The sequence below is a fragment of the Bradyrhizobium sp. CCGUVB23 genome (assembly GCF_024199885.1).
Taxonomy (GTDB): domain Bacteria; phylum Pseudomonadota; class Alphaproteobacteria; order Rhizobiales; family Xanthobacteraceae; genus Bradyrhizobium.
On the sequence record NZ_JANADQ010000001.1, the window covers coordinates 5,967,067 to 5,985,935 of the forward strand.

Here is an 18,869-nt window from a genome sequence, read left to right on the forward strand (position 1 = left end):
GGTGGTCCTAGACCGCGATGATGTGATCGTCGATCTCGTCGACCCTGTTGACGCCGCACAGACCCATCGTCGTCAGCAGCTCCTTCTGGATGATGTCGATCGCCTTGGCGACGCCGGCCTGGCCGCCGGCACCCAGCCCATAGGCATAGGCGCGGCCGATCATGCAGGATTTTGCGCCGAGCGCGAGCGCGCGCATCACGTCCTGGCCGGAGCGGATGCCGCCGTCGAACATGATCTCCATCTTGTCGCCGACCGCATCCGCGATCTCGGGAAGCACCTCGATCGACGACGGCGCGCCGTCGAGCTGCCGGCCGCCATGGTTGGAGACGACCAGGGCTTGCGCGCCGGTCTTTGCGGCCTCCTCGGCATCCTCGACGTCGAGGATGCCCTTGATGATGAGCTTGCCCGGCCAGATGCCGCGGACCCACTCGACGTCCTTCCAGTTCAGCGATGTGTCGAACTGCGAGGCGGTCCATTCCGCCAGGCGATTGAGATCCTCGGTGTTCTTCACGTGGCCGGCGATATTGCCGAAGGTGCGGCGCTTGCCGCGCAGCACGCCGGAGACCCAGGTCGGCTTGGTCGCGAAATCGATCAGCTTCGACAGCGACCACTCGGGCGGCACCGTCATGCCGTTCTTGATGTCGGCATGGCGCTGCCCGATCACCTGGAGATCGACGGTGAGCACCAGCGCGCTGCACTTGGCGGCAATCGCGCGCTGGATCAGATCCTTGATGAAGCCGCGATCCTTCATCACGTAGAGCTGGAACCAGAACGGCTTCTCGACATTGGCGGCGATATCCTCGATCGAGCAGATCGACATCGTCGACTGCGTGAACGGGATGCCCGCAGCCTGTGCGGCGCGGCAGGCGTGGATCTCGCCATCGCCGTGCTGCATGCCGAGCAGCCCGACCGGCGCGAGGATCAGGGGCATGGTCGAGGGTTCGCCGAGGATCGTGGTCGAGGTGTCTCGCTTGGAGACGTCGACCAGGATGCGCTGACGAAACTTGATCTGCTGGAGATCGTCGCGATTGGCGCGCAGCGTTTCCTCGGCATAGGAGCCGCGGTCGCAATAGTCGAAGAACGCTTTCGGCACGCGCTGTTTGTGCAGCGCACGTAGATCTTCGATGCAGGTGATATGCTTCATGACGTTCCCCGGCCCGTCCTTGCGTCAACGGAATTCGGGGTCATCTAGCATGGATGGGTGCACAGCCAAATCGTTTGCGAAGAGGCCGCCATGACCAGACCGCGATCCGCGCCGAAATCCACCAAGGCCGATGAGAAGCATCGCCTCGACGAGGCGCTCGAGGAAGGATTGGAGGAGACTTTTCCTGCCTCCGATCCCGTCAACGTCACTCAGCCCCCTCCGTCCCGCGGCGACCAGCACGTGAAGCGTTCCGATTAGGGGCAGGTTCCAGCCTCTCGAGGCCTCTCGGGCAAGAGTTCCAGTGTTAACAACAGGTTGTTAGGCCGGCGGCGGGCCGGGTTCCGTAACGATTAATTATATTTCTTGAAGCCATCTTAGCTGTGATGGCATTATAAGAACGCCAGCGAAATCAGGAATGGCGGAGCCGTGCACGGCATCCGGTAGTTGTTTTGGGGAATCCTGGTTGCCGCGTGGGGGACTCATTATGAGCCGCAAATATTTCGGGACCGATGGGATTCGAGGTCGTGCCAACGGACTGATCACACCGGAGCTCGCGCTCAAGGTCGGCCAGGCTGCCGGCCTTGCGTTTCAGCGCGGTGAGCATCGCCACCGGGTCGTGATCGGCAAGGACACGCGCCTGTCCGGCTACATGATCGAATATGCGATGGTCGCGGGCTTCACTTCTGTCGGCATGGACGTGCTGCTGGTCGGCCCGATGCCGACGCCGGCGGTCGCGATGCTGACCAAGTCGATGCGCGCCGATCTCGGCGTCATGATCTCGGCCTCGCACAATCTGTTCGAGGACAACGGCATCAAGCTGTTCGGCCCGCAGGGCTTCAAGCTGTCCGACGACGTCGAGAGGCAGATCGAGCAGCTGCTCGACGAGTCCCTCGACAAGAAGCTCGCACAAAGTGCGAGCCTGGGCCGCGCCCGCCGCATCGACGGCGTGCATGACCGCTACATCGAATTCGCCAAGCGCACGCTGCCGCGCGATCTGTCGCTCGACGGGCTGCGCGTCGTGGTCGATTGCGCCAATGGCGCCGCCTACAAGGTGGTGCCGGAAGCGCTGTGGGAGTTGGGCGCCGACGTCGTGCCGATCGGCGTCGAGCCAGACGGCTTCAACATCAACAAGGAATGCGGCTCGACCTCGCCGGAAGCGCTGTCGAAGAAGGTGCGCGAGATGCGCGCCGACATCGGCATTGCGCTCGACGGTGACGCCGACCGCGTCATCCTGGTCGATGAGCGCGGCCATATCGTCGATGGCGACCAGCTGCTCGCGGTGATCGCTCAGAGCTGGAAGGAAGACGGACGGCTGGCGCGGCCCGGCATCGTCGCGACCGTGATGTCCAATCTCGGGCTCGAACGTTTCCTGAAAGGGCAGGGGCTCGATCTCGTGCGCACGCCGGTCGGCGACCGATACGTGCTCGAGCAGATGCTGAGTGGCGGCTACAATCTTGGCGGCGAGCAGTCCGGTCACATCATCCTGTCCGACTACGCCACCACCGGCGACGGCTTCGTTGCAGCATTGCAGGTGCTGGCGGTGGTGCAGAAGCTGCGCCGTCCGGTCTCCGAAGTCTGCCATCGCTTCGATCCGCTGCCGCAGATCCTGAAGAACGTCCGCTACAAGAGCGGCAAGCCGCTCGACGACAGCGACGTGAAGTCGGCGATCTCCGACGGTGAGAAGCGGCTCAACGGCCATGGTCGGCTCCTGATCCGCTCCTCCGGCACCGAGCCCGTGATCCGCGTGATGGGCGAGGGCGAGGACCGCATCCTGGTCGAGGAAGTCGTCGACACCATCGTCTCCGCGCTCGGACAGGCTGCGGCCTGAGCTCAACGCCATTGGCGCACGCCCCCACCTCTCCCGATGGGAGAGGTGACCGAGTGCAGCCCAGCCATCGGCGATTGACAGTGGTCACCGCATCCCTGCCATCGTAGGGATCGGGTGCGGCGGTTCGCCGCGCCTGCCGGGAATCGATCCCTTGAACAAGCCTGTCGTCGCACCTGAGGAAACGCTGACCGAGCCCGTCGTCGTGGCCGAATTGGCGGCTGCGGCGCGCAAGCCCAGCGCAGGCCCGGCCTATGTCGTGCTTGCCGGCATCAGCTTCTCGCATTTCCTCAACGACACCATGCAGTCGTTGATCGCCTCGGTCTATCCGATCCTGAAGGACACCTACGCGCTCGACTTCGCGCAGATCGGCATGATCACGCTGGCCTTCCAGTTCACGGCCTCGCTGCTCCAGCCGGTGGTCGGGCACTACACCGACAAGAAGGCGCAGCCTTACTCGCTGTCGATCGGCATGGCCTCGACGTTCTTTGGCCTGCTGCTGCTCAGCGCCGCGCATCAGTACCTCATCATCCTGGTTGCGGCCGCGCTGGTTGGCCTCGGCTCGGCGGTGTTTCACCCGGAGTCGGCGCGCATCGCGCGGCTGGCCTCTGGCGGGCGCTACGGCTTTGCGCAATCGGTGTTTCAGCTCGGGGGCAGTTTCGGCACGTCGATGGGCCCGGTGCTGGCGGCGCTGATCGTGGTGCCGTTCGGGCAGGGCAGCATCGCCTGGTTCTCCTTGATCGCGTTCCTTGCGATTCTCATCCTCTGGCGCATCGGCCGTTGGTACGCGCCGCAAATCACGACGAAGAAGGAGAAGCCGATCCATGCGCAACCCGACGGGCCGAGCTCGCGGCGCGTCGCGATCGCGCTTCTGGTGCTGGTGGCGCTCCTATTCTCCAAGCAGCTCTACGTCTCGAGCCTGTCGAGCTACTACATCTTCTACCTGATCGACCGCTTCGGCGTGTCGACGCAGGCAGCGCAAATCTACCTCTTCATCTTCCTCGCAGCGAATGCGGTCGGGGCATTCCTCGGCGGACCGCTCGGCGATCGCTTCGGCCGCAAGATCGTGATCTGGATCTCGATCGTCGGCGCGCTGCCGTTCACGCTGGCGCTGCCCTATGCCGGACTCTATGCGAGCGCCGTGCTCACAGTGTTCATCGGGTTGATCATCTCCTCGACGACGTCCTCGATCATCGTGTTCGCGCAGGAGCTGGTGCCGCACCGCTTCGGAATGATCTCTGGCGTGTTCTTCGGCGTGGCCTTCGGCATCGGTGGCCTTGGCGCGGCCGTGCTTGGCAAGCTTGCCGACCACACCTCGATCGAGTTCGTCTATCAGATCTGCGCCTATCTGCCGGCGATCGGTCTGCTGGCCGTGTTCCTGCCAAAACTGCCGCAGCACGCGCGCTAACTCATCTCTTTCGCTGCGCCGCGCCTTCATACATCGTTAGCAATTGAGGTGCGCATGCGCCGCATTTTTGCAACGCTCTCGCCGCATGCGCGTGCATGGTGGGAAAAAATCAACCTTAAAAATTAGGGTTAAGTGGCGCTTAAGCATTTAGTGCCATCGTCCGCGCGTGAGTTTTCAGAAAGTGAGGCGTCCGTATTTTGCCTCACCGGCCAAAAGGACGAAGCCAATGCGTAGCGTTAAGTCTTTCCTTGCCGCGGGTGCGGCGACTTTTATCTCGTCGATGGCGTTCGCGGCCGACATGCCGATCGCAGCGCCCCCCATGTACGCGCCGGCACCGCCCGCCGACTTCGGAGGCTGGTATCTGCGCGGCGATATCGGCTTCAGCAACCAGCGCGTTGACCGGCTGAACAATGTGCTCGATGCCAACAATACTTCATCGGTGCAGAACCTCAGCTTCAACAACGCAGGAATCTTCGGGCTAGGCGCCGGCTACCGATTCAACAACTGGTTCCGTGCGGACGTGACCGGTGAGTACCGGGGCAATTCGCAATTCTACGGCACCGACCGCATCACTTATCTGGGCGGCGTCGGCACCGACACCTATCACGCGACCAAGAACGAATGGGTCGTTATGGCCAACGCCTATGTCGATCTCGGTACCTGGTGGTGCATCACGCCGTTCGTCGGCGCCGGCATCGGCACAGCGCGGGTTGCGATCAATGGCTTTACCGATACGAGCATCGCCAACAATGGCGCTGGTGCGCTGCCCGGTCTGGCATTTGGCGATAACGTCGCGAAGTGGAACTTTGCCTGGGCGGCGCATGCCGGTCTGGCCTACAAGGTTTCTCCGGCTTTCACGGTTGAGCTTGCCTATCGCTACCTCGATATGGGCGATGGCCTGACTGGCGACCTCAAGACATTCGATGGCACCAACAGCGTCTTCAATCCGACGACGTTCAAGCACATCACGTCGCACGATTTGAAGCTCGGCGTGCGCTGGAATCTCGACAGCCCGCCGGTCTACGCGCCGCCGCCGCTGGTCACCAAGGGCTGATCGCAGCCCTAATCGGTTAAGACGGGTTAACGGCGCGGGATCATCCCGCGCCGTTTTGCTTTGCGTAAAATTCATGGCCTGATCGTGCCGAAATCGTGCAACGCAACCATTGGTTAAGGTTAACGCGCCATGATCATCAGCGACAAGTTCGAGTTCGATGGAGCGTTGCGATGCGTAGGCTTTTGTGGGCGGCGGCGATGTGCGGCGTGGTGTCCGCCGCGCAGGCAGCCGATATGCCGGATCTCCCGATCCTGCGCGGCAGCCTGAGCGATGGCCTCAGCCGGACGAGCGTCAACTGGCAGGGCTTCTACATCGGCGGCCAGGGCGGCTACGGCTCTTCCGACGAGAATTTCAGCGGCTCGAACTCCACCATGCTCGCCGCGCTGCTCGACCACAACGTGATCCAGGAGATGGACGTCGCCAACTGGAATCTCGGGCTCGGCAAGAACTCGAGTCGCTCCGGCGGCTACGGGGTCTTCTTCGGATACAACGGACAATGGGAAGACGTCGTTCTGGGTCTTGAGGTCAGCTACCTGCACGGCTCGTTCGGCGGCTCGTCCAGCGCGTTCAAGGAGCTCGTCAGCGGCAGCGCGCTCTCCGACGGCAATTTCCACGACGTCGCCGTGGCGTCGTCCGCCTCGATCTCGATCAAGGACATGGCGACGTTCCGTGGCCGCGCCGCCTATGCCTGGGGCTGTTTCCTGCCCTACATGTTCGGCGGCTTCGCGCTCGGTAATGCCGACATCACGCGCTCGGTCACCGTCAATGACGCGATTGCCTCGTCACAGTTGGGGCCATTCACCGCACTAACGCCGCTGAGCGCGACGGACGCCGTGCACAACCACCTGATCTACGGCTATACGGGCGGCCTTGGCGTGGACATGACCCTCACGGGCGGTCTCTTCTTGCGCGCAGAGTGGGAATATATCCGCTTCACTTCCCAGGTCGATACCAGCATCAACACCGTCCGCGCCGGTCTCGGCTACAAGTTCTGACCGCAGCGCATGGCGCCGGTTGACAGGACCGCGCCGCCCTGATGCTTTTGTCGCTGCGATGGGAGCAGCGGCGATGAAGATCTACGGCGATACGAACTCCGGCAATTGCCTGAAGGTGAGGTGGGTCTGCGACAAGCTCGCGCTGCCCTATCGCTGGATCGAAATCAACACAAGCAAGGGCGAAACGCGCACGCCGCAATTCCTGGCGATGAACGGCGCCGGCCAGGTGCCGACCATTGCATTCGACGACGGCCGCACGCTGGCGCAGTCCAATGCGATCATCCGCTATCTTGCCCGAGATAGCGACCTCATTCCGCGCGATGGCTTTGCAGCGGCCAAGATGGATGAATGGCTGTTCTGGGAGCAGTACAGCCACGAGCCCTATGTCGCGGTGTGCCGCTTCCAGATGGTCTATCTCGGCAAGGACGCTTCCGAGCTCGACCCGGAGAAGGTCAAGCGCGGCTATGCGGCGCTCGACCGCATGGAGCAGCATCTGGCCACCAGCCGCTGCTTCGTCGGCGAGGCGATCTCGCTCGCCGACGTCTCGCTGCTGGCCTATACCCGCCTCGCCCATGAAGGCGGTTTTGATCTCGGCCGCCTTGTTGCGATCCGCCGGTGGATTGCCGAGACCGAGAGCTATCTTGGTCTTCCGCCGGCGCGCTGAGCTCGGAGCCCGTCATGACCGCCGACATCATTTCGATCCGCCGTGCCCGCCGCGAGGACGTTGCCGCGATCATCGCGATGCTCGCCGACGATCATCTCGGCCGCGCGCGTGAGCGCCTGGAGGAGCCGTTGCCGGAGTCCTATTTCAGGGCGTTCGATGCGGTCGACAAAAATCCCGGTCTGACGCTCGTGGTCGCGGTGGACGGCACGGGCAGGGTGGTCGGCAGCCTGCAACTCGCCATCCTGCCGGGCCTGAGCTCGCAAGGCGGTTCGCGTGGTCTCCTGGAGGACGTGCGCGTCGCCTCCGACTGCCGCAGCCGAGGCATCGGCGAGCAGCTCGTGCAATGGGCCGTCGCGGAGGCTCGCGCGAAGGGCTGTAACTTGGTCGAGCTGCTGACGCATCAGAGCCGCGTCGATGCGCAGCGCTTCTACAAACGGCTCGGATTCACCGCGAGCCATGTCGGCATGACTGTCCGCTTTTGACGCACCTTCCGCGCGGCCGTTGCATCGTCTGCAAAATCCGCCTGCGCATCCGTTTCGGTTAAGGGCTGATAAACTACCGGGCGTTCGTTCATGTTCGCCAGGGAACGATCGGTGCTAGGTTGCGTCTGGACACCGGGCTCGGTCGGTTCGGGGATTTCGATGACAAGCTATTCGTTCATCAAGGTCGGCAACGACTACGTCGTGCAGGCCGACGACAAATGCATTTTGAAGGTCGCCAGCCGGCGCCGGGCCGCGCAGCTGATCAGCGAGGCGACGGGCTTGCTGAATGCGGTGGAAGCTCCTGAGAGGGCGGCGGAAACGGCATCACTCCACCGTGAGACGCCCAAACTTCCTTGACGATTCTGCCCGTTTCCCGTATTAGCCGCCGCGGGACACCTCCCCCCAACGGGAGGCTTACTATCTGGAAGGGTAGATCATGACTGCAGCGAAGCCCGCTTCGCGGCCCCTCGTGCCGCATTTCTCCTCCGGCCCCTGTGCCAAGCGCCCCGGCTGGACCGCCCAAAATCTCAAAGACGCAGCTCTCGGCCGTTCGCATCGTGCGAAGATCGGCAAGACCAAGCTCAAGCTCGCGATCGATCTGACGCGCGAAGTGCTTGAAGTGCCGGCCGACTACCGCATCGGCATCGTTCCGGCCTCCGACACCGGCGCGGTCGAGATGGCGCTGTGGTCGCTGCTTGGCGCACGCCCCGTCACCACGCTCGCGTGGGAATCCTTCGGCGAAGGCTGGGTCAGCGACATCGTCAAGGAATTGAAGCTCAAGGATGTCACCAAGCTCAACGCGGCTTACGGTGAAATCCCGGATCTCTCCAAGGTCGATCAGAAGAGCGACGTCGTCTTCACCTGGAACGGCACCACCTCCGGTGTGCGCGTGCCGAACGCCGACTGGATCAGCGCGACCCGCGAAGGCCTGACCATTTGCGACGCCACCTCGGCAGCGTTCGCCCAAGCTCTCGATTGGCCCAAGCTCGACGTCGTCACCTTCTCCTGGCAGAAGGCGCTCGGCGGCGAGGCCGCGCACGGCATGCTGATCCTCTCGCCCCGCGCGGTGGAGCGTCTCGAGACCTACAAGCCGGCGTGGCCGTTGCCGAAGATTTTCCGCATGACCAAGGGCGGCAAGATCAACGAAGGCATTTTCGTCGGCGAGACCATCAACACGCCGTCGATGCTCTGCGTCGAGGACTATCTCGACGCGCTGAACTGGGCGAAGTCGATCGGCGGCCTGAAGGCGCTGATCGCGCGCGCCGACGCCAACACCAAGGTGCTCGCCGACTGGAAGGCGAAGACGCCGTGGATCGACTTCCTGGCAAAGGATGCTGCAATCCGCTCCAACACTTCGGTGTGCCTGAAGTTCACTGATCCTGCGATCACCTCGCTCTCGTCCGACGCGCAGGCCGAGTTCTGCAAGAAGCTGGTCGCGCAGGTCGAGAAGGAAGGCGCGGGCTTCGACTTCGCGTATTATCGCGACGCGCCCGTGGGTCTGCGCATCTGGTGCGGTGCCACGGTGGAAGCGAAGGATGTCGAGCTTCTGACCCAGTGGATCGACTGGGCCTTCGCCGAGACCAAGGCCGCGCTGCCGAAGGCGGCGTAAGATTCTTTCTTGGCCTCTCCCCGTCCCTACGGGGAGAGGCCGGATCGCGCAGCGATCCGGGTGAGGGGTTCTCTCCGCGAGCACCTCGCCTGTGGCGCCCCTCACCCCACCCTCTCCCCGTAAGAACGGGGAGAGGGAGAGTACGCAATCTCCGAGACGCTCTACCCATTCCGGCTCTCGCAGGCCGATCCTCCCTTAGCGACGGTGAAGGAAGCATTCCAATGTCCAAACCCAAAGTTCTCATTTCCGACGCGCTCTCTCCCGCCGCCGTGCAGATCTTTAGGGATCGCGGCGTCGAGGTCGACTTCCAGCCCAACCTCGGCAAGGACAAGGACAAGCTTGCCGAGATCATCGGCAATTATGACGGCCTTGCGATCCGTTCGGCGACGAAGGCGACCGCCAAGATCATCGAGAAGGCGACCAACCTCAAGGTGATCGGCCGCGCGGGGATCGGCGTCGACAACGTCGAGATCCCGGCGGCCACTGCCAAGGGCATCATCGTGATGAACACGCCGTTCGGCAATTCGATCACGACCGCCGAGCACGCCATCACCCTGATGCTGGCGCTGGCGCGCGAAATTCCGCAGGCCGACGCCTCCACCCAGTCCGGCAAGTGGGAGAAGAACCGCTTCATGGGCGTCGAGATCACTGGCAAGGTGTTAGGGGTGATCGGCTGCGGCAATATCGGCTCGATCGTCTGCGACCGCGCGCTTGGCCTGCGCATGAAGGTCGTCGCCTTCGATCCCTTCCTGTCGCCGGAGCGCGCCAAGGACATCGGCGTCGAGAAGGTCGATCTCGATGACCTGCTCAAGCGCGCCGACTTCATCACCCTGCACACCCCGCTCACCGAGAAGACCAAGAACATCATCGACACGGCCGCGATCGCCAAGATGAAGAAAGGCGTGCGCCTGATCAACTGCGCCCGCGGCGGCCTGGTCGATGAGCAGGCGGTGGTGGAAGCGCTGAACGCCAAGCACATTGCCGGCGCTGCCTTCGACGTATTCATCGAGGAGCCCGCGACCTCGAACGTGCTGTTCGGCCATCCCAACGTGATCTGCACGCCGCACCTCGGCGCCTCCACCACCGAGGCGCAGGAGAACGTCGCCCTGCAGGTCGCCGAGCAGATGTCGGACTATCTGTTGTCCGGCGCGATCTCCAACGCCATCAACTTCCCCTCGATCACCGCCGAAGAAGCGCCGAAGCTGAAGCCCTTCATCGCGCTCGCCGAGAAGCTCGGCTCGTTCGCCGGCCAGCTCACCGAGACCGGCATCTCGAAGGTCACGATCACCTATGAGGGTCATGTCGCCGAGATGAAGATCAAGGCGCTGACCTCCGCCGTGCTGTCGGGCCTGCTGCGGCCGATGCTGGGCGAGGTCAACGTCGTGTCCGCGCCTGTGGTCGCCAAGGAGCGCGGCATGGTGGTGGACGAAGTGACCCGCGCTGCGCAGAGCGACTATGAAAGCCTCATCACCGTGACGGTCGCAACCGAACGCCAGGAGCGCTCGGTCTCCGGCACCGTCTATCACGACGGCAAGCCGCGGCTGGTCGACATCAAGGGCATCCGCGTCGATGCCGAGTTCGGCAAGTCGATGATCTACGTCACCAATGAGGACAAGCCGGGCTTCATCGGCAAGTTCGCAAGCCTCCTCGGCGATGCCAAGATCAACATCGCGACCTTCCATCTCGGCCGTGTCGAGCAGGGCGGCGATGCCATTGCGCTCGTCGAGGTCGACGGTGCGGTGCCGGCGGATCTGCTCGCCAAGGTGCAGGCGCTGCCGCAGGTCAAGCAGGCGAAGGCGCTGACGTTCTGATGGGAAGTCATTCCGGGTTCGCGCTGCGCGCGCCCCGGAATGACAATCACGAGGAAACAGATATTCCGACCCGCGGAACAAACGCCGCCTCCGTCTCCGGAGGCGGCGTTTTTCTTATGCCCGCGCCGCCCTTTATCTTTCCTGCGACCGCCAAGTTTGTGTACCAATGGCGCAATAACGAGCATTCCAAGTCGTCCGAACAGGGAGAAAACAATGCGTGAAGCCGTCATCGTTTCCTATGCGCGCACGGGGCTGGCGAAGTCCGCTCGCGGCGGGTTCAACATCACCCCTCCGATGTCTCTCGCGGCCCACGCCATCCATCACGCGGTCGATCGCGCCGGCGTCGAGAAGGACTATGTCGAGGATTGCTATCTCGGCAATTGCGCCCACGGTGCGCCGAATATCGGCCGTCAGTCCGCGCTTCTCGCCGGTCTGCCCAAGTCGACGGCCGGCGTATCGGTGAACCGATTCTGCTCCTCGGGGCTCCAGACCATCGCGATGGCGGCCAACTCGATCCGCTCCGATGGCGCCGATTGCATCGTCGCCGGCGGTGTCGAGAGCATCTCGATTCCCGGCGGCGGCTCGCCGAAGGAATCGATCGATCCGGAACTGCTGAAGGTCGCGCCCGATATCTTCATGGCGATGATCGACACCGCCGATATCGTCGCCGAGCGCTACAAGCTCAGTCGCGAATATCAGGACGAGTTCTCGCTGGAATCGCAGCGGCGCATGGCGGCTGCCCAGCAGGCGAACAAGTTCAAGGACGAGATCGTCCCGATGAAGACCAGGATGAAGGTGGTCGACAAGCAGACCAAGGCCGAGTCGATCGTCGACTACGTCGTCGACCGCGACGAGTGCAACCGGCCGGAGACCACGATGGAAGGTCTCGCCAAGCTCGAGCCGGTCAAGGGGCCCGGCAAGTTCGTTACCGCCGGCAACGCCAGCCAGCTCTCCGATGGCGCTGCTGCCGTCGTGCTGATGGAAGCCAAGGACGCGGAGAAGCGTGGCCTTCAGCCGCTGGGCCGCTTCGTCGCCTGGGCGACCGCCGGCTGCGAGCCGGACGAGATGGGCATCGGTCCGGTCTTCGCGATCCCGAAGCTGTTGAAGCGTACCGGCCTGAAGATCGACGACATCGATCTCTGGGAGCTCAACGAAGCCTTCGCCAGCCAGTGCCTGTATTGCCGCGACAAGCTCGGCATCGACCCCACCAAGTACAACGTCAACGGCGGCTCGATCGCGATCGGCCATCCCTTCGGCATGACCGGCGCGCGTCTCACCGGTCACCTCTTGCAGGAAGGTCACCGCCGCAAGGCGAAGTGGGGCGTGGTGACGATGTGCATCGGCGGCGGCCAGGGCGGCGCAGGCCTGTTCGAGATCTACTAGCTAAGCCGACACCGCGGCACGCGACGACGAAGGCATGGCGCTCCCAAGCGCCATGCCTTTTTCCTGCGCCATCGCTGGCCGCTTGCCCTTGCGCCAGTCGGTGATGGTGCAGCCGAAGTGATGACGGAACCAGCGCGCCATGGCGCTTTGCGCGGAAAAGCCGAGCTGCTCGGCGATCGCCGAGAGCGGCCGGCCGGGTTCTTCGATCAGCCGGGTCACGAGCTCGACGCGCTGTGCGTCGAGGATCTCGGAAAAAGTGGTGCCGCATTCGGCAAGGTGCCGATGGATGGTGCGGCGGGTGCAGGCCAGATGCTCGGCTACGCGCTCGACCGTGCACTCGCCGCCTGGGAGCAGCGAGTGCACGACTTCGTCGACCTTCTCGTCCCAGCTCGCAGGCCGTGTATCGAGAGCCTCGATACGCTTGCGCAGATAGCTCGCGACCAGGGGATGCGCGCTCGGGATCCGGCGATCCATGTCATGGGCTGACAGCAGAAGCGCGTTGCTCGCGGCGCTGAAGGTCACCGGGCAGCCGAAGAACTCGCGATAGCGCTTGCGGTCGCGGGGCGGCGGATAGTGAAGGTGAACCTCCTGCGGCCGCCAGTCGCTGCCGAACAGCGAGTGGATGATGCGGTGGATGCTGCCGAGCGCCATGTCGATGGACTGGCGCGGCGCACGTGGGCGCCATCCACGCAGATGCATCGTGATGGTCACGATCTTCTTGTCGCGCGTGACGTCGAGCCGCATGCCCTCGTGATGGATATGGATGAAGCGCGACAGCGCCGCGATCGCATCGCCAATGGTGGCCTGCTCGCGAACGATCAGTCCGACCGGCCCGAGATTAGTCAGGCCGCCGAGCTCGGCGAGGCGCAAGCCGAAATCTTCGGCACCTGAAGCTTCTGCCGAGATTTCGAGCAGGCGGCGAAGACCGGCGACGGCGATACGAATGTCGGGCTTTTCAAGGCAGGTCAGCGGAAGCCTGACCTTGCGCATCATCTGCTTCGGATCGAGCCCGACCGACCGGGCGACCTCCGGATAGTAGGCAAGGCCTGCGCTGCGAATGAGATCGGTCATGCGAACCGCTCCTGCCAGCCATTCCTGCAGTTGTCCCGAAATGTAAAATTTCTGTCCCAATCAGTCAAATCCCGGAACCGGGCTGAACATACATATCGAAAACCGAAGCACCGGCGCGGATGCCGGTTCACGACGGCGCGGCAGGGCGATGCAGCCCCGACGCCGTCTCGGCCCATTTGACCAAGACATTGCTGAGCAGGATGATGCCGGGAAACACGCTTTCCAAGGGTGAGGTATTCGTCATCGATACTGACGCGTCCTCCCGCGAACAACTTTCTATGGCGCTCGAGCAGAAGGCCTATGAGGTCATCTGCTTCGCCGATGGTGCGTCTCTCTTGTCGGAGGCGAAGGTGCGCATGCCGGCCTGTGTCCTGCTCGAGATGCAGGCGCCGGATCAATCCGGCTTCGACGTGCTGAAGCGGCTGCGCGAGGAAAATTGCATGGCGCCGATCGTGGTGACGTCGGCCAATGGCAGCATTGCCATGGCGGTCGATGCCATCAAGTGCGGTGCGTCCGATTTCATCGAGAAGCCGTTCCAGAGCCATGAGATTGTCGACCGGATCGACGCCGCGATCGACGAATTCGCTCAGCCGGATTCGAACCGGCGGCGCTGGCTCGCCGGTTGCGAGCCACTCACTGGGCGCGAAGGCGAGGTCCTGGAGCACCTCGCGGCCGGCTACACCAATAAGGAGATCGCCCGGGTGATGCGCCTGAGCGCGCGGACGGTTGAAGGCTACCGCGCGAGCATCCTGAAAAAGGCCGGCGCGAAGAACGTCACGGATATGCTTCGCCGCATTTACGGCCAGGGTGAATCAAGGCTGAACCAAGGCTGAAGCGACGGCGCGGCCAGATGACGCGTTCCGCGGTCACCGGGCCGCCGCGCTGCCGCCGCACGGAAACCCCAATCGAACCGGTTCCTTCCCTGCCGCGTCTCACCACTTTGGCGAGGCGTTTATCGCCGCATCCGGCTGGCGGTGCGGCGCCATTGGCAGGAGGGAAATTCATGCGGACTATCGCGAAGAGTCTGGCGACGACGAGTCTGGTCCTGGTCACGGCGGCGATTGCGCTGCCGTCATGGGCGGCCGATCTGGATGCGACGTCGGCCATCGACGCCGTCACGGTCTATCCGGATGGCGCGAGCGTCACCCGCGTCATCACGCTGGACCTGCCGTCGGGTGACTCGACGCTGGTCGCAAAAGATTTTCCGCTCGGCCTCGACACCTCCTCCTTGCGGGTTGAGGGCGAGGCGGGTGCAAAGCTCACCATCGGCACCATCGACGCGCGGCCACCGCGCCAAGCGGCTCGCGTCAATCTGCCGGAGCTTGACAAGCGCATCGAGACCTTGAAGGACCAGCGCGCGGATTTGCAGGGCGCGATCGAGGCCGCCAACGCCCGGCGCAAGTTTGCCGAACGCTTTGCCGAGGCGTCCCCGGCCGGTATCGGCGAGAAGGGCGAGGCCCGGCCGGTTGCCGAGTGGCGCGCGGCCTTCTCTGCGGTAGCCGAGGAGATCGCCTCCGCCGACACCGCGATCCGCGATGCCATGCGAAAGCAGCGCGAGATCGATCGCCAGATCGCCCAGCTCGAAGCCGATCGCGCGGCCAAGCCGCCGAGCAAGCTGGAGGTGCGCGTCGACGTGGCCTCTGCGGCCGCGACCAAAGCGACGCTGCGGGTGACCTACAATGTGCGCAATGCGCGCTGGGCGCCGCTTTACGATGCCCGCCTCGACACCGGCACCCGGGATCACAAGCCGCAGCTCGAACTGGTGCGTCGCGCGGAAATCACACAGTCGACCGGCGAGGACTGGTCGAATGTCAGCCTCGGCGTCTCCACCGTTCGTGTCAGTCGCGGCGGCAGTGCGCCGGAGCTGAATTCGCTGGTCGTCCGCTATCCTCAGCCTGCGAAGCCGCTGGCGCTGGGGACGTCCGCGGATTTTTCGCGGTCCGCGTCCACGACCGCCTTCCAAGATAAATTGGAACAGCCTGCGCCAATGTCCAAAGTCGCTGAGCCGCTCGAACCGCGCCAGCGCGCCGAAGAGCAGCAGGCCAATGCCGAGATCGGCGATTTCCAGGCCGTCTATCAGATCGCAGGCCGCGTCAGCTTAGGGGCCAATGAAGGCGCCAAGAGCCTGCTGATCTCCAGCATGACGGTGACGCCGGACCTCGCGATCCGGGCCGCGCCGGTGGTGGATCCGACCGCCTATCTAGAAGCCTCGTTCAAGCTCTCCGACGACACCAACCTCTTGCCCGGCAAGGTCGCGATCTTCCGCGACGGCGTGTTCGTCGGCCGCAGCAAGTTCTCCACCGCCGCGCGGACTGAGGCGATCCGCCTCGGCTTCGGCGCCGACGACAAGATCAAGATCGAGCGTTCGGTGATCCGGCAGAACGAGGGCACGGCGGGCGTGATCTCTTCGTCAAAGACTGATACGCGCTCGTTCCGGACCACGGTACGCAATGGTCACGATTTCCCGATCCGGATCGCGATCGAGGATCAGCTTCCGATCAGCGAGAACGAGGACATCGCGGTCGAGATGCTGTCCGCGACCACGCCGCCCACGTCGACCAACCTGCGCGACAAGCGCGGCGTGCTGGAATGGGCGTTCGACGCCAAGCCCGGCGAAGTCAAGGAGATCAAGTTCGGCTGGCGCGTGCGCTGGCCCAAGGACAAGGGCATCGTTCTGGTGCCGGCGGGCTAGCTTTCTTCACCTCGCCCTGCACTCCATCGCTTGTCATGCCCCGCGAAAGCGGGGCATCCAGTACGCCGCAGCTTCTCCGTATCCCACAGATGTCACTGCGTACTGGATCGCCCGGCCAAGCCGGGCGATGACGACTGTGATTGCGGAGAGAGCCGCGCCCTCACTTCGCCTTCAGGAAGTCACCCACCTCGAGCAACACGAATTCATCATCGTCGGCCTTGTTCGGCTCGCGGCTGGAGGAGAACGGCAGGTTATTGTCGTTGCCGACGATGATGTGAGTTTCGTCGACCCGGTCGACGTTCTCGATGGTGAAGAACGGGAAGGTGAGGACGCCGTCATTGAGCGGCTTCCGCGCCTTCTTGTCTGGATCACGGATCTTCATCAGATCGATGTAGCCGATCTTGCGCACGGGCTTGCCGACATTGGCATCCGAGAGCTCGATCTTGTAGACGCGCTTGAATTTCGCGACGTCGGGAAAGCAGTTGTCGCCGCGCACGCCTTGCGGACATGCCTTGTCCGCGGTGCCTTCGCCGTTGTCGCGTTCGATGACGAGGCCGCTCGTCGGGTCGATCATGTTGAAGTCACCGATGGCGTTGCCGTTCTGCTCGAACACGAATTGCCAGTAGCGGCCGGTGAACTTCTCCGCTGCGACATCGAATTCGAGGATGCGGGAGGCTTCCTTGCCGTCGACCTTCTCCCAATCCTTCTTCTCGGCGTCCCAGAGCGGGCCTTCGAGAAGGCCGTACAAGAACTTGCCGTCCTTCGACGAGGCAAAGCCCTCAAAGCCCTTGGAGCGGCGCAGGTTGACGTTGGTGTAGCTCGCGCCCGGCGCACCAGGCGACTGCACCGCCCAATGATCCGGCGAGCGCACCGGCTTGCCATCGGCGATTGTCTCGAATACGACCAGAATCTTGCCGGTCTTGTCGGCCTTCAGGACGTAGGGGCCGAATTCGTCGCCGATCCAGAATGTGTCGCCGATGATCTGGAAACCTTCGGTGTCGAAGTCGGAGCCGGTGAGATAGCGCTTGTCGGTGTCCTCATGCACGATTCGGAACGGCACCTTTTTGTCGGGATCGTGCAGGAACACCGTCTCTTGCCGCTCGACCTTGCCGCTGGTCCAGTCGATCCTGTAGTGGTTCAGGTACAGCATCGAATCCGGCGAGTTGTAGCGCGAGCCCATGCCGTTGTCGGTGATGACCCAGAAGGTGCCGTCGCCCATCGACTTGATGCCGGAATGGCCTTGGAGCGGCTGCCCCTTGAACGGCAGCGACACGCCGGTCGCGCGCTCGGCGGACTTGCCCATCACGGTGCCGGGCGCATCGACGCGTTTTCCGGTCGTGTATTTGCCTGAGGTCTTGAGGTCGGCGGGCGCGTCCGCCGGTGCGTCGATGAAGGATTCGGCCGGCATCACCGCGTGCGCGGTCAGCGTTGCCGGGAATTCGCCCTCGTTCTGTGCGAGGGCGGCACCGGCGGTGAGAAGGATGGTGGCGATCGAGGTGAGAAAGGTCGCGCGCACGTGTGCGTCTCCTGTGAACGGACGGGCGCATGCCTTATGCTGTCGGCGTATTGCAGTTTTGTGAAATCGGGCCGAACACCGCAGGCGCGGGCTACTCCTTTACCGCGCGAACCGATCTCCAATTCATCCGAAGGCGCATCACAGGCTTAGCTGTTTGGACCGCGATCCATGCTGACGGGCTGCCAGCGTCGCAGCGCCGTGTGCTGCAGCACCGACGGATTGACGCAGCTTACCGGCCACATCCCCTGAAGCACCAGTGACAATTCGTAGCCCACGCGCCGCTTGCGCGCTTCGTCAAAGCGTGCCGAGGCCGAGGCGACATGGGCGGTCAGGGTCACGTTCTCCATGCCGAGCAGGGGATTGTTGTGCGAGGGCGGTTCCTTCTCCAGTACGTCGAGCGCGGCATGCGCGATCCAGCCTTCTTGCAAGGCCTTGATGAGACTTTCCTCGTCCACGGTGGCGCCGCGCCCGGTGTTGATGAAGACCGAGCCCTTCTTCATCTGTCGGAAATGCTTCTCGGTCAGCATGTGATGCACCTCGGGCCGGGCGGGCGCGTGCATCGAGACGAAGTCCGATTGCGACAGCACCTCGTTCAGCGTGGCCGGCATCACGCCGTGATCGTACATCAGCGTTTCCTGGATGAAGGGATCGTAGGCCATCATCCGCAGGCCGAAGGGTGCGGCGCGCTTGGCGACCGCGCGCGCGACACGGCCGAAGGAGATGAAGCCGAGCGTCTGTCCCATCAGTCGCGGAATCTTCAGAAGTGCCGGCCGGCCCTCGGCCCAGCGCCCGCTGCGCACCATCCGGTCCTGCTCGACCAGGCGGCGGAAGCCCGCAAGCAGCAACATCATGGCGTGGTCGGCAACCTCCTCGATGAAGGTATCGGGGATGTTGGTCACGGGAATGCCGCGGGCAGTTGCCGCCTTTACATCGACGCTGTCGACTCCGACGGAGCCGAGCGTGATCGCCTTGCAGTTTTCCAGCGCGTCGATGATGGTCTTGGTGATCGGGATGCCCTTGGCGTAGATCGCATCGGCCGTCCGGGCCGCGGCAATGAACTCTGTCTCGTTGGCCGGCGCTTCGACGATCTCCGCGTCGATCGGGTCGAGCGCCTCCCGCTCGAAGGAATAATCGCTTCCCGCCACCGTGAAGCTCGCGCCCTTCGGCGTCACCACCCTGAATTTCGGCATTTCCTGCTCCGATTTGGTTTGTCGG

Annotated in this window: 18 protein-coding genes; 14 read left to right on the plus strand and 4 right to left on the minus strand. The window is 63.6% G+C overall.

Translation table 11 applies throughout. The features are described 5' to 3' along the window. Positions 1-7: 7 nt before the first annotated feature. Entirely contained in the window at positions 8-1,144 is a 1,137-nt protein-coding gene (locus tag NLN62_RS27520) for an alpha-hydroxy acid oxidase (RefSeq protein WP_027523144.1), read from the minus strand. Between the two features lie 90 nt (positions 1,145-1,234). Here NLN62_RS27520 and NLN62_RS27525 point away from each other — a divergent pair, with 90 nt between their 5' ends. The 12 genes from NLN62_RS27525 to NLN62_RS27580 all read left to right on the plus strand — a co-directional run bounded on the left by NLN62_RS27525 (position 1,235) and on the right by NLN62_RS27580 (position 12,375). Next, a complete protein-coding gene (locus NLN62_RS27525; RefSeq protein WP_198031760.1) occupies positions 1,235-1,402 on the plus strand; it encodes a hypothetical protein in 168 nt (55 codons plus the stop codon). A 226-nt stretch (positions 1,403-1,628) separates the two neighbouring features. Beyond that, entirely contained in the window at positions 1,629-2,972 is a 1,344-nt protein-coding gene (glmM, locus tag NLN62_RS27530; RefSeq protein ID WP_027523145.1) for a phosphoglucosamine mutase, read from the plus strand. 151 nt (positions 2,973-3,123) lie between these two features. Beyond that, positions 3,124-4,377 carry an MFS transporter gene (locus NLN62_RS27535; protein WP_027523146.1) on the plus strand — a complete coding sequence of 418 codons (1,254 nt, stop codon included), beginning with the start codon at positions 3,124-3,126 and terminating at the stop codon, positions 4,375-4,377. A gap of 226 nt (positions 4,378-4,603) precedes the next feature. Then, complete coding sequence (locus NLN62_RS27540) at positions 4,604-5,431, plus strand: outer membrane protein (RefSeq protein ID WP_254110954.1); 828 nt, start codon at positions 4,604-4,606, stop codon at positions 5,429-5,431. A 170-nt stretch (positions 5,432-5,601) separates the two neighbouring features. Beyond that, complete coding sequence (locus NLN62_RS27545) at positions 5,602-6,426, plus strand: outer membrane protein (RefSeq protein ID WP_254110956.1); 825 nt, start codon at positions 5,602-5,604, stop codon at positions 6,424-6,426. 73 nt (positions 6,427-6,499) lie between these two features. Next, positions 6,500-7,090, plus strand: coding sequence for a glutathione S-transferase family protein (locus tag NLN62_RS27550; protein ID WP_254110958.1), 591 nt, complete (start codon positions 6,500-6,502; stop codon positions 7,088-7,090). A gap of 14 nt (positions 7,091-7,104) precedes the next feature. Continuing rightward, positions 7,105-7,572: a GNAT family N-acetyltransferase gene (locus NLN62_RS27555; RefSeq protein ID WP_027523150.1), complete on the plus strand. Its 468-nt coding sequence runs from the start codon at positions 7,105-7,107 to the stop codon at positions 7,570-7,572. A gap of 90 nt (positions 7,573-7,662) precedes the next feature. Next, the gene (locus tag NLN62_RS27560; protein ID WP_254110960.1) at positions 7,663-7,929 is read left to right on the plus strand and encodes a hypothetical protein; all 267 of its coding nucleotides are present in this window, start codon (positions 7,663-7,665) and stop codon (positions 7,927-7,929) included. A gap of 79 nt (positions 7,930-8,008) precedes the next feature. Next, positions 8,009-9,181 carry a phosphoserine transaminase gene (locus tag NLN62_RS27565; protein WP_027523152.1) on the plus strand — a complete coding sequence of 391 codons (1,173 nt, stop codon included), beginning with the start codon at positions 8,009-8,011 and terminating at the stop codon, positions 9,179-9,181. Between the two features lie 221 nt (positions 9,182-9,402). After that, positions 9,403-10,992: a phosphoglycerate dehydrogenase gene (serA, locus tag NLN62_RS27570; protein ID WP_027523153.1), complete on the plus strand. Its 1,590-nt coding sequence runs from the start codon at positions 9,403-9,405 to the stop codon at positions 10,990-10,992. Beyond that, positions 10,992-11,213: a hypothetical protein gene (locus NLN62_RS27575; protein WP_254110962.1), complete on the plus strand. Its 222-nt coding sequence runs from the start codon at positions 10,992-10,994 to the stop codon at positions 11,211-11,213. The genes serA and NLN62_RS27575 overlap by 1 nt, the downstream gene beginning before the upstream one ends. Further along, complete coding sequence (locus tag NLN62_RS27580) at positions 11,206-12,375, plus strand: acetyl-CoA C-acyltransferase (RefSeq protein WP_027523154.1); 1,170 nt, start codon at positions 11,206-11,208, stop codon at positions 12,373-12,375. The genes NLN62_RS27575 and NLN62_RS27580 overlap by 8 nt, the downstream gene beginning before the upstream one ends. Here NLN62_RS27580 and NLN62_RS27585 read toward each other — a convergent pair whose 3' ends face one another. Further along, on the minus strand, positions 12,376-13,446 hold the full coding sequence (locus tag NLN62_RS27585; protein ID WP_254110964.1) for an AraC family transcriptional regulator: 1,071 nt from the start codon (positions 13,444-13,446) through the stop codon (positions 12,376-12,378). It abuts the gene before it with no gap. Positions 13,447-13,649: 203 nt separating this feature from the next. Here NLN62_RS27585 and NLN62_RS27590 point away from each other — a divergent pair, with 203 nt between their 5' ends. Together NLN62_RS27590 and NLN62_RS27595 are read left to right on the plus strand one after the other, a co-directional pair. Beyond that, the gene (locus tag NLN62_RS27590; protein ID WP_027523156.1) at positions 13,650-14,279 is read left to right on the plus strand and encodes a response regulator transcription factor; all 630 of its coding nucleotides are present in this window, start codon (positions 13,650-13,652) and stop codon (positions 14,277-14,279) included. A 170-nt stretch (positions 14,280-14,449) separates the two neighbouring features. Beyond that, positions 14,450-16,138, plus strand: a complete 1,689-nt coding sequence (locus tag NLN62_RS27595; RefSeq protein WP_254110966.1) for a mucoidy inhibitor MuiA family protein — start codon at positions 14,450-14,452, stop codon at positions 16,136-16,138. A 160-nt stretch (positions 16,139-16,298) separates the two neighbouring features. On the opposite strand, the gene NLN62_RS27600 is transcribed toward NLN62_RS27595, so the two are convergent. Both NLN62_RS27600 and NLN62_RS27605 read right to left on the minus strand, forming a co-directional pair. Next, positions 16,299-17,654, minus strand: a complete 1,356-nt coding sequence (locus NLN62_RS27600) for an esterase-like activity of phytase family protein (protein WP_254110968.1) — start codon at positions 17,652-17,654, stop codon at positions 16,299-16,301. A 146-nt stretch (positions 17,655-17,800) separates the two neighbouring features. Beyond that, entirely contained in the window at positions 17,801-18,844 is a 1,044-nt protein-coding gene (locus NLN62_RS27605; protein WP_254110969.1) for a C-terminal binding protein, read from the minus strand. Between the last annotated feature and the right edge of the window lie 25 nt (positions 18,845-18,869).

What these genes read in the sequence shown, in the direction of transcription:
- NLN62_RS27520 (WP_027523144.1), bottom strand. Translation starts at nt 1,144, where the DNA reads ATGAAGCATATCACCTGCATCGAAGATCTACGTGCGCTGCACAAACAG.
- NLN62_RS27525 (WP_198031760.1), top strand. Translation starts at nt 1,235, where the DNA reads ATGACCAGACCGCGATCCGCGCCGAAATCCACCAAGGCCGATGAGAAG.
- glmM (WP_027523145.1), top strand. Translation starts at nt 1,629, where the DNA reads ATGAGCCGCAAATATTTCGGGACCGATGGGATTCGAGGTCGTGCCAAC.
- NLN62_RS27540 (WP_254110954.1), top strand. Translation starts at nt 4,604, where the DNA reads ATGCGTAGCGTTAAGTCTTTCCTTGCCGCGGGTGCGGCGACTTTTATC.
- NLN62_RS27545 (WP_254110956.1), top strand. Translation starts at nt 5,602, where the DNA reads ATGCGTAGGCTTTTGTGGGCGGCGGCGATGTGCGGCGTGGTGTCCGCC.
- NLN62_RS27550 (WP_254110958.1), top strand. Translation starts at nt 6,500, where the DNA reads ATGAAGATCTACGGCGATACGAACTCCGGCAATTGCCTGAAGGTGAGG.
- NLN62_RS27555 (WP_027523150.1), top strand. Translation starts at nt 7,105, where the DNA reads ATGACCGCCGACATCATTTCGATCCGCCGTGCCCGCCGCGAGGACGTT.
- NLN62_RS27560 (WP_254110960.1), top strand. Translation starts at nt 7,663, where the DNA reads ATGTTCGCCAGGGAACGATCGGTGCTAGGTTGCGTCTGGACACCGGGC.
- NLN62_RS27565 (WP_027523152.1), top strand. Translation starts at nt 8,009, where the DNA reads ATGACTGCAGCGAAGCCCGCTTCGCGGCCCCTCGTGCCGCATTTCTCC.
- serA (WP_027523153.1), top strand. Translation starts at nt 9,403, where the DNA reads ATGTCCAAACCCAAAGTTCTCATTTCCGACGCGCTCTCTCCCGCCGCC.
- NLN62_RS27575 (WP_254110962.1), top strand. Translation starts at nt 10,992, where the DNA reads ATGGGAAGTCATTCCGGGTTCGCGCTGCGCGCGCCCCGGAATGACAAT.
- NLN62_RS27580 (WP_027523154.1), top strand. Translation starts at nt 11,206, where the DNA reads ATGCGTGAAGCCGTCATCGTTTCCTATGCGCGCACGGGGCTGGCGAAG.
- NLN62_RS27585 (WP_254110964.1), bottom strand. Translation starts at nt 13,446, where the DNA reads ATGACCGATCTCATTCGCAGCGCAGGCCTTGCCTACTATCCGGAGGTC.
- NLN62_RS27590 (WP_027523156.1), top strand. Translation starts at nt 13,650, where the DNA reads ATGCCGGGAAACACGCTTTCCAAGGGTGAGGTATTCGTCATCGATACT.
- NLN62_RS27595 (WP_254110966.1), top strand. Translation starts at nt 14,450, where the DNA reads ATGCGGACTATCGCGAAGAGTCTGGCGACGACGAGTCTGGTCCTGGTC.
- NLN62_RS27605 (WP_254110969.1), bottom strand. Translation starts at nt 18,844, where the DNA reads ATGCCGAAATTCAGGGTGGTGACGCCGAAGGGCGCGAGCTTCACGGTG.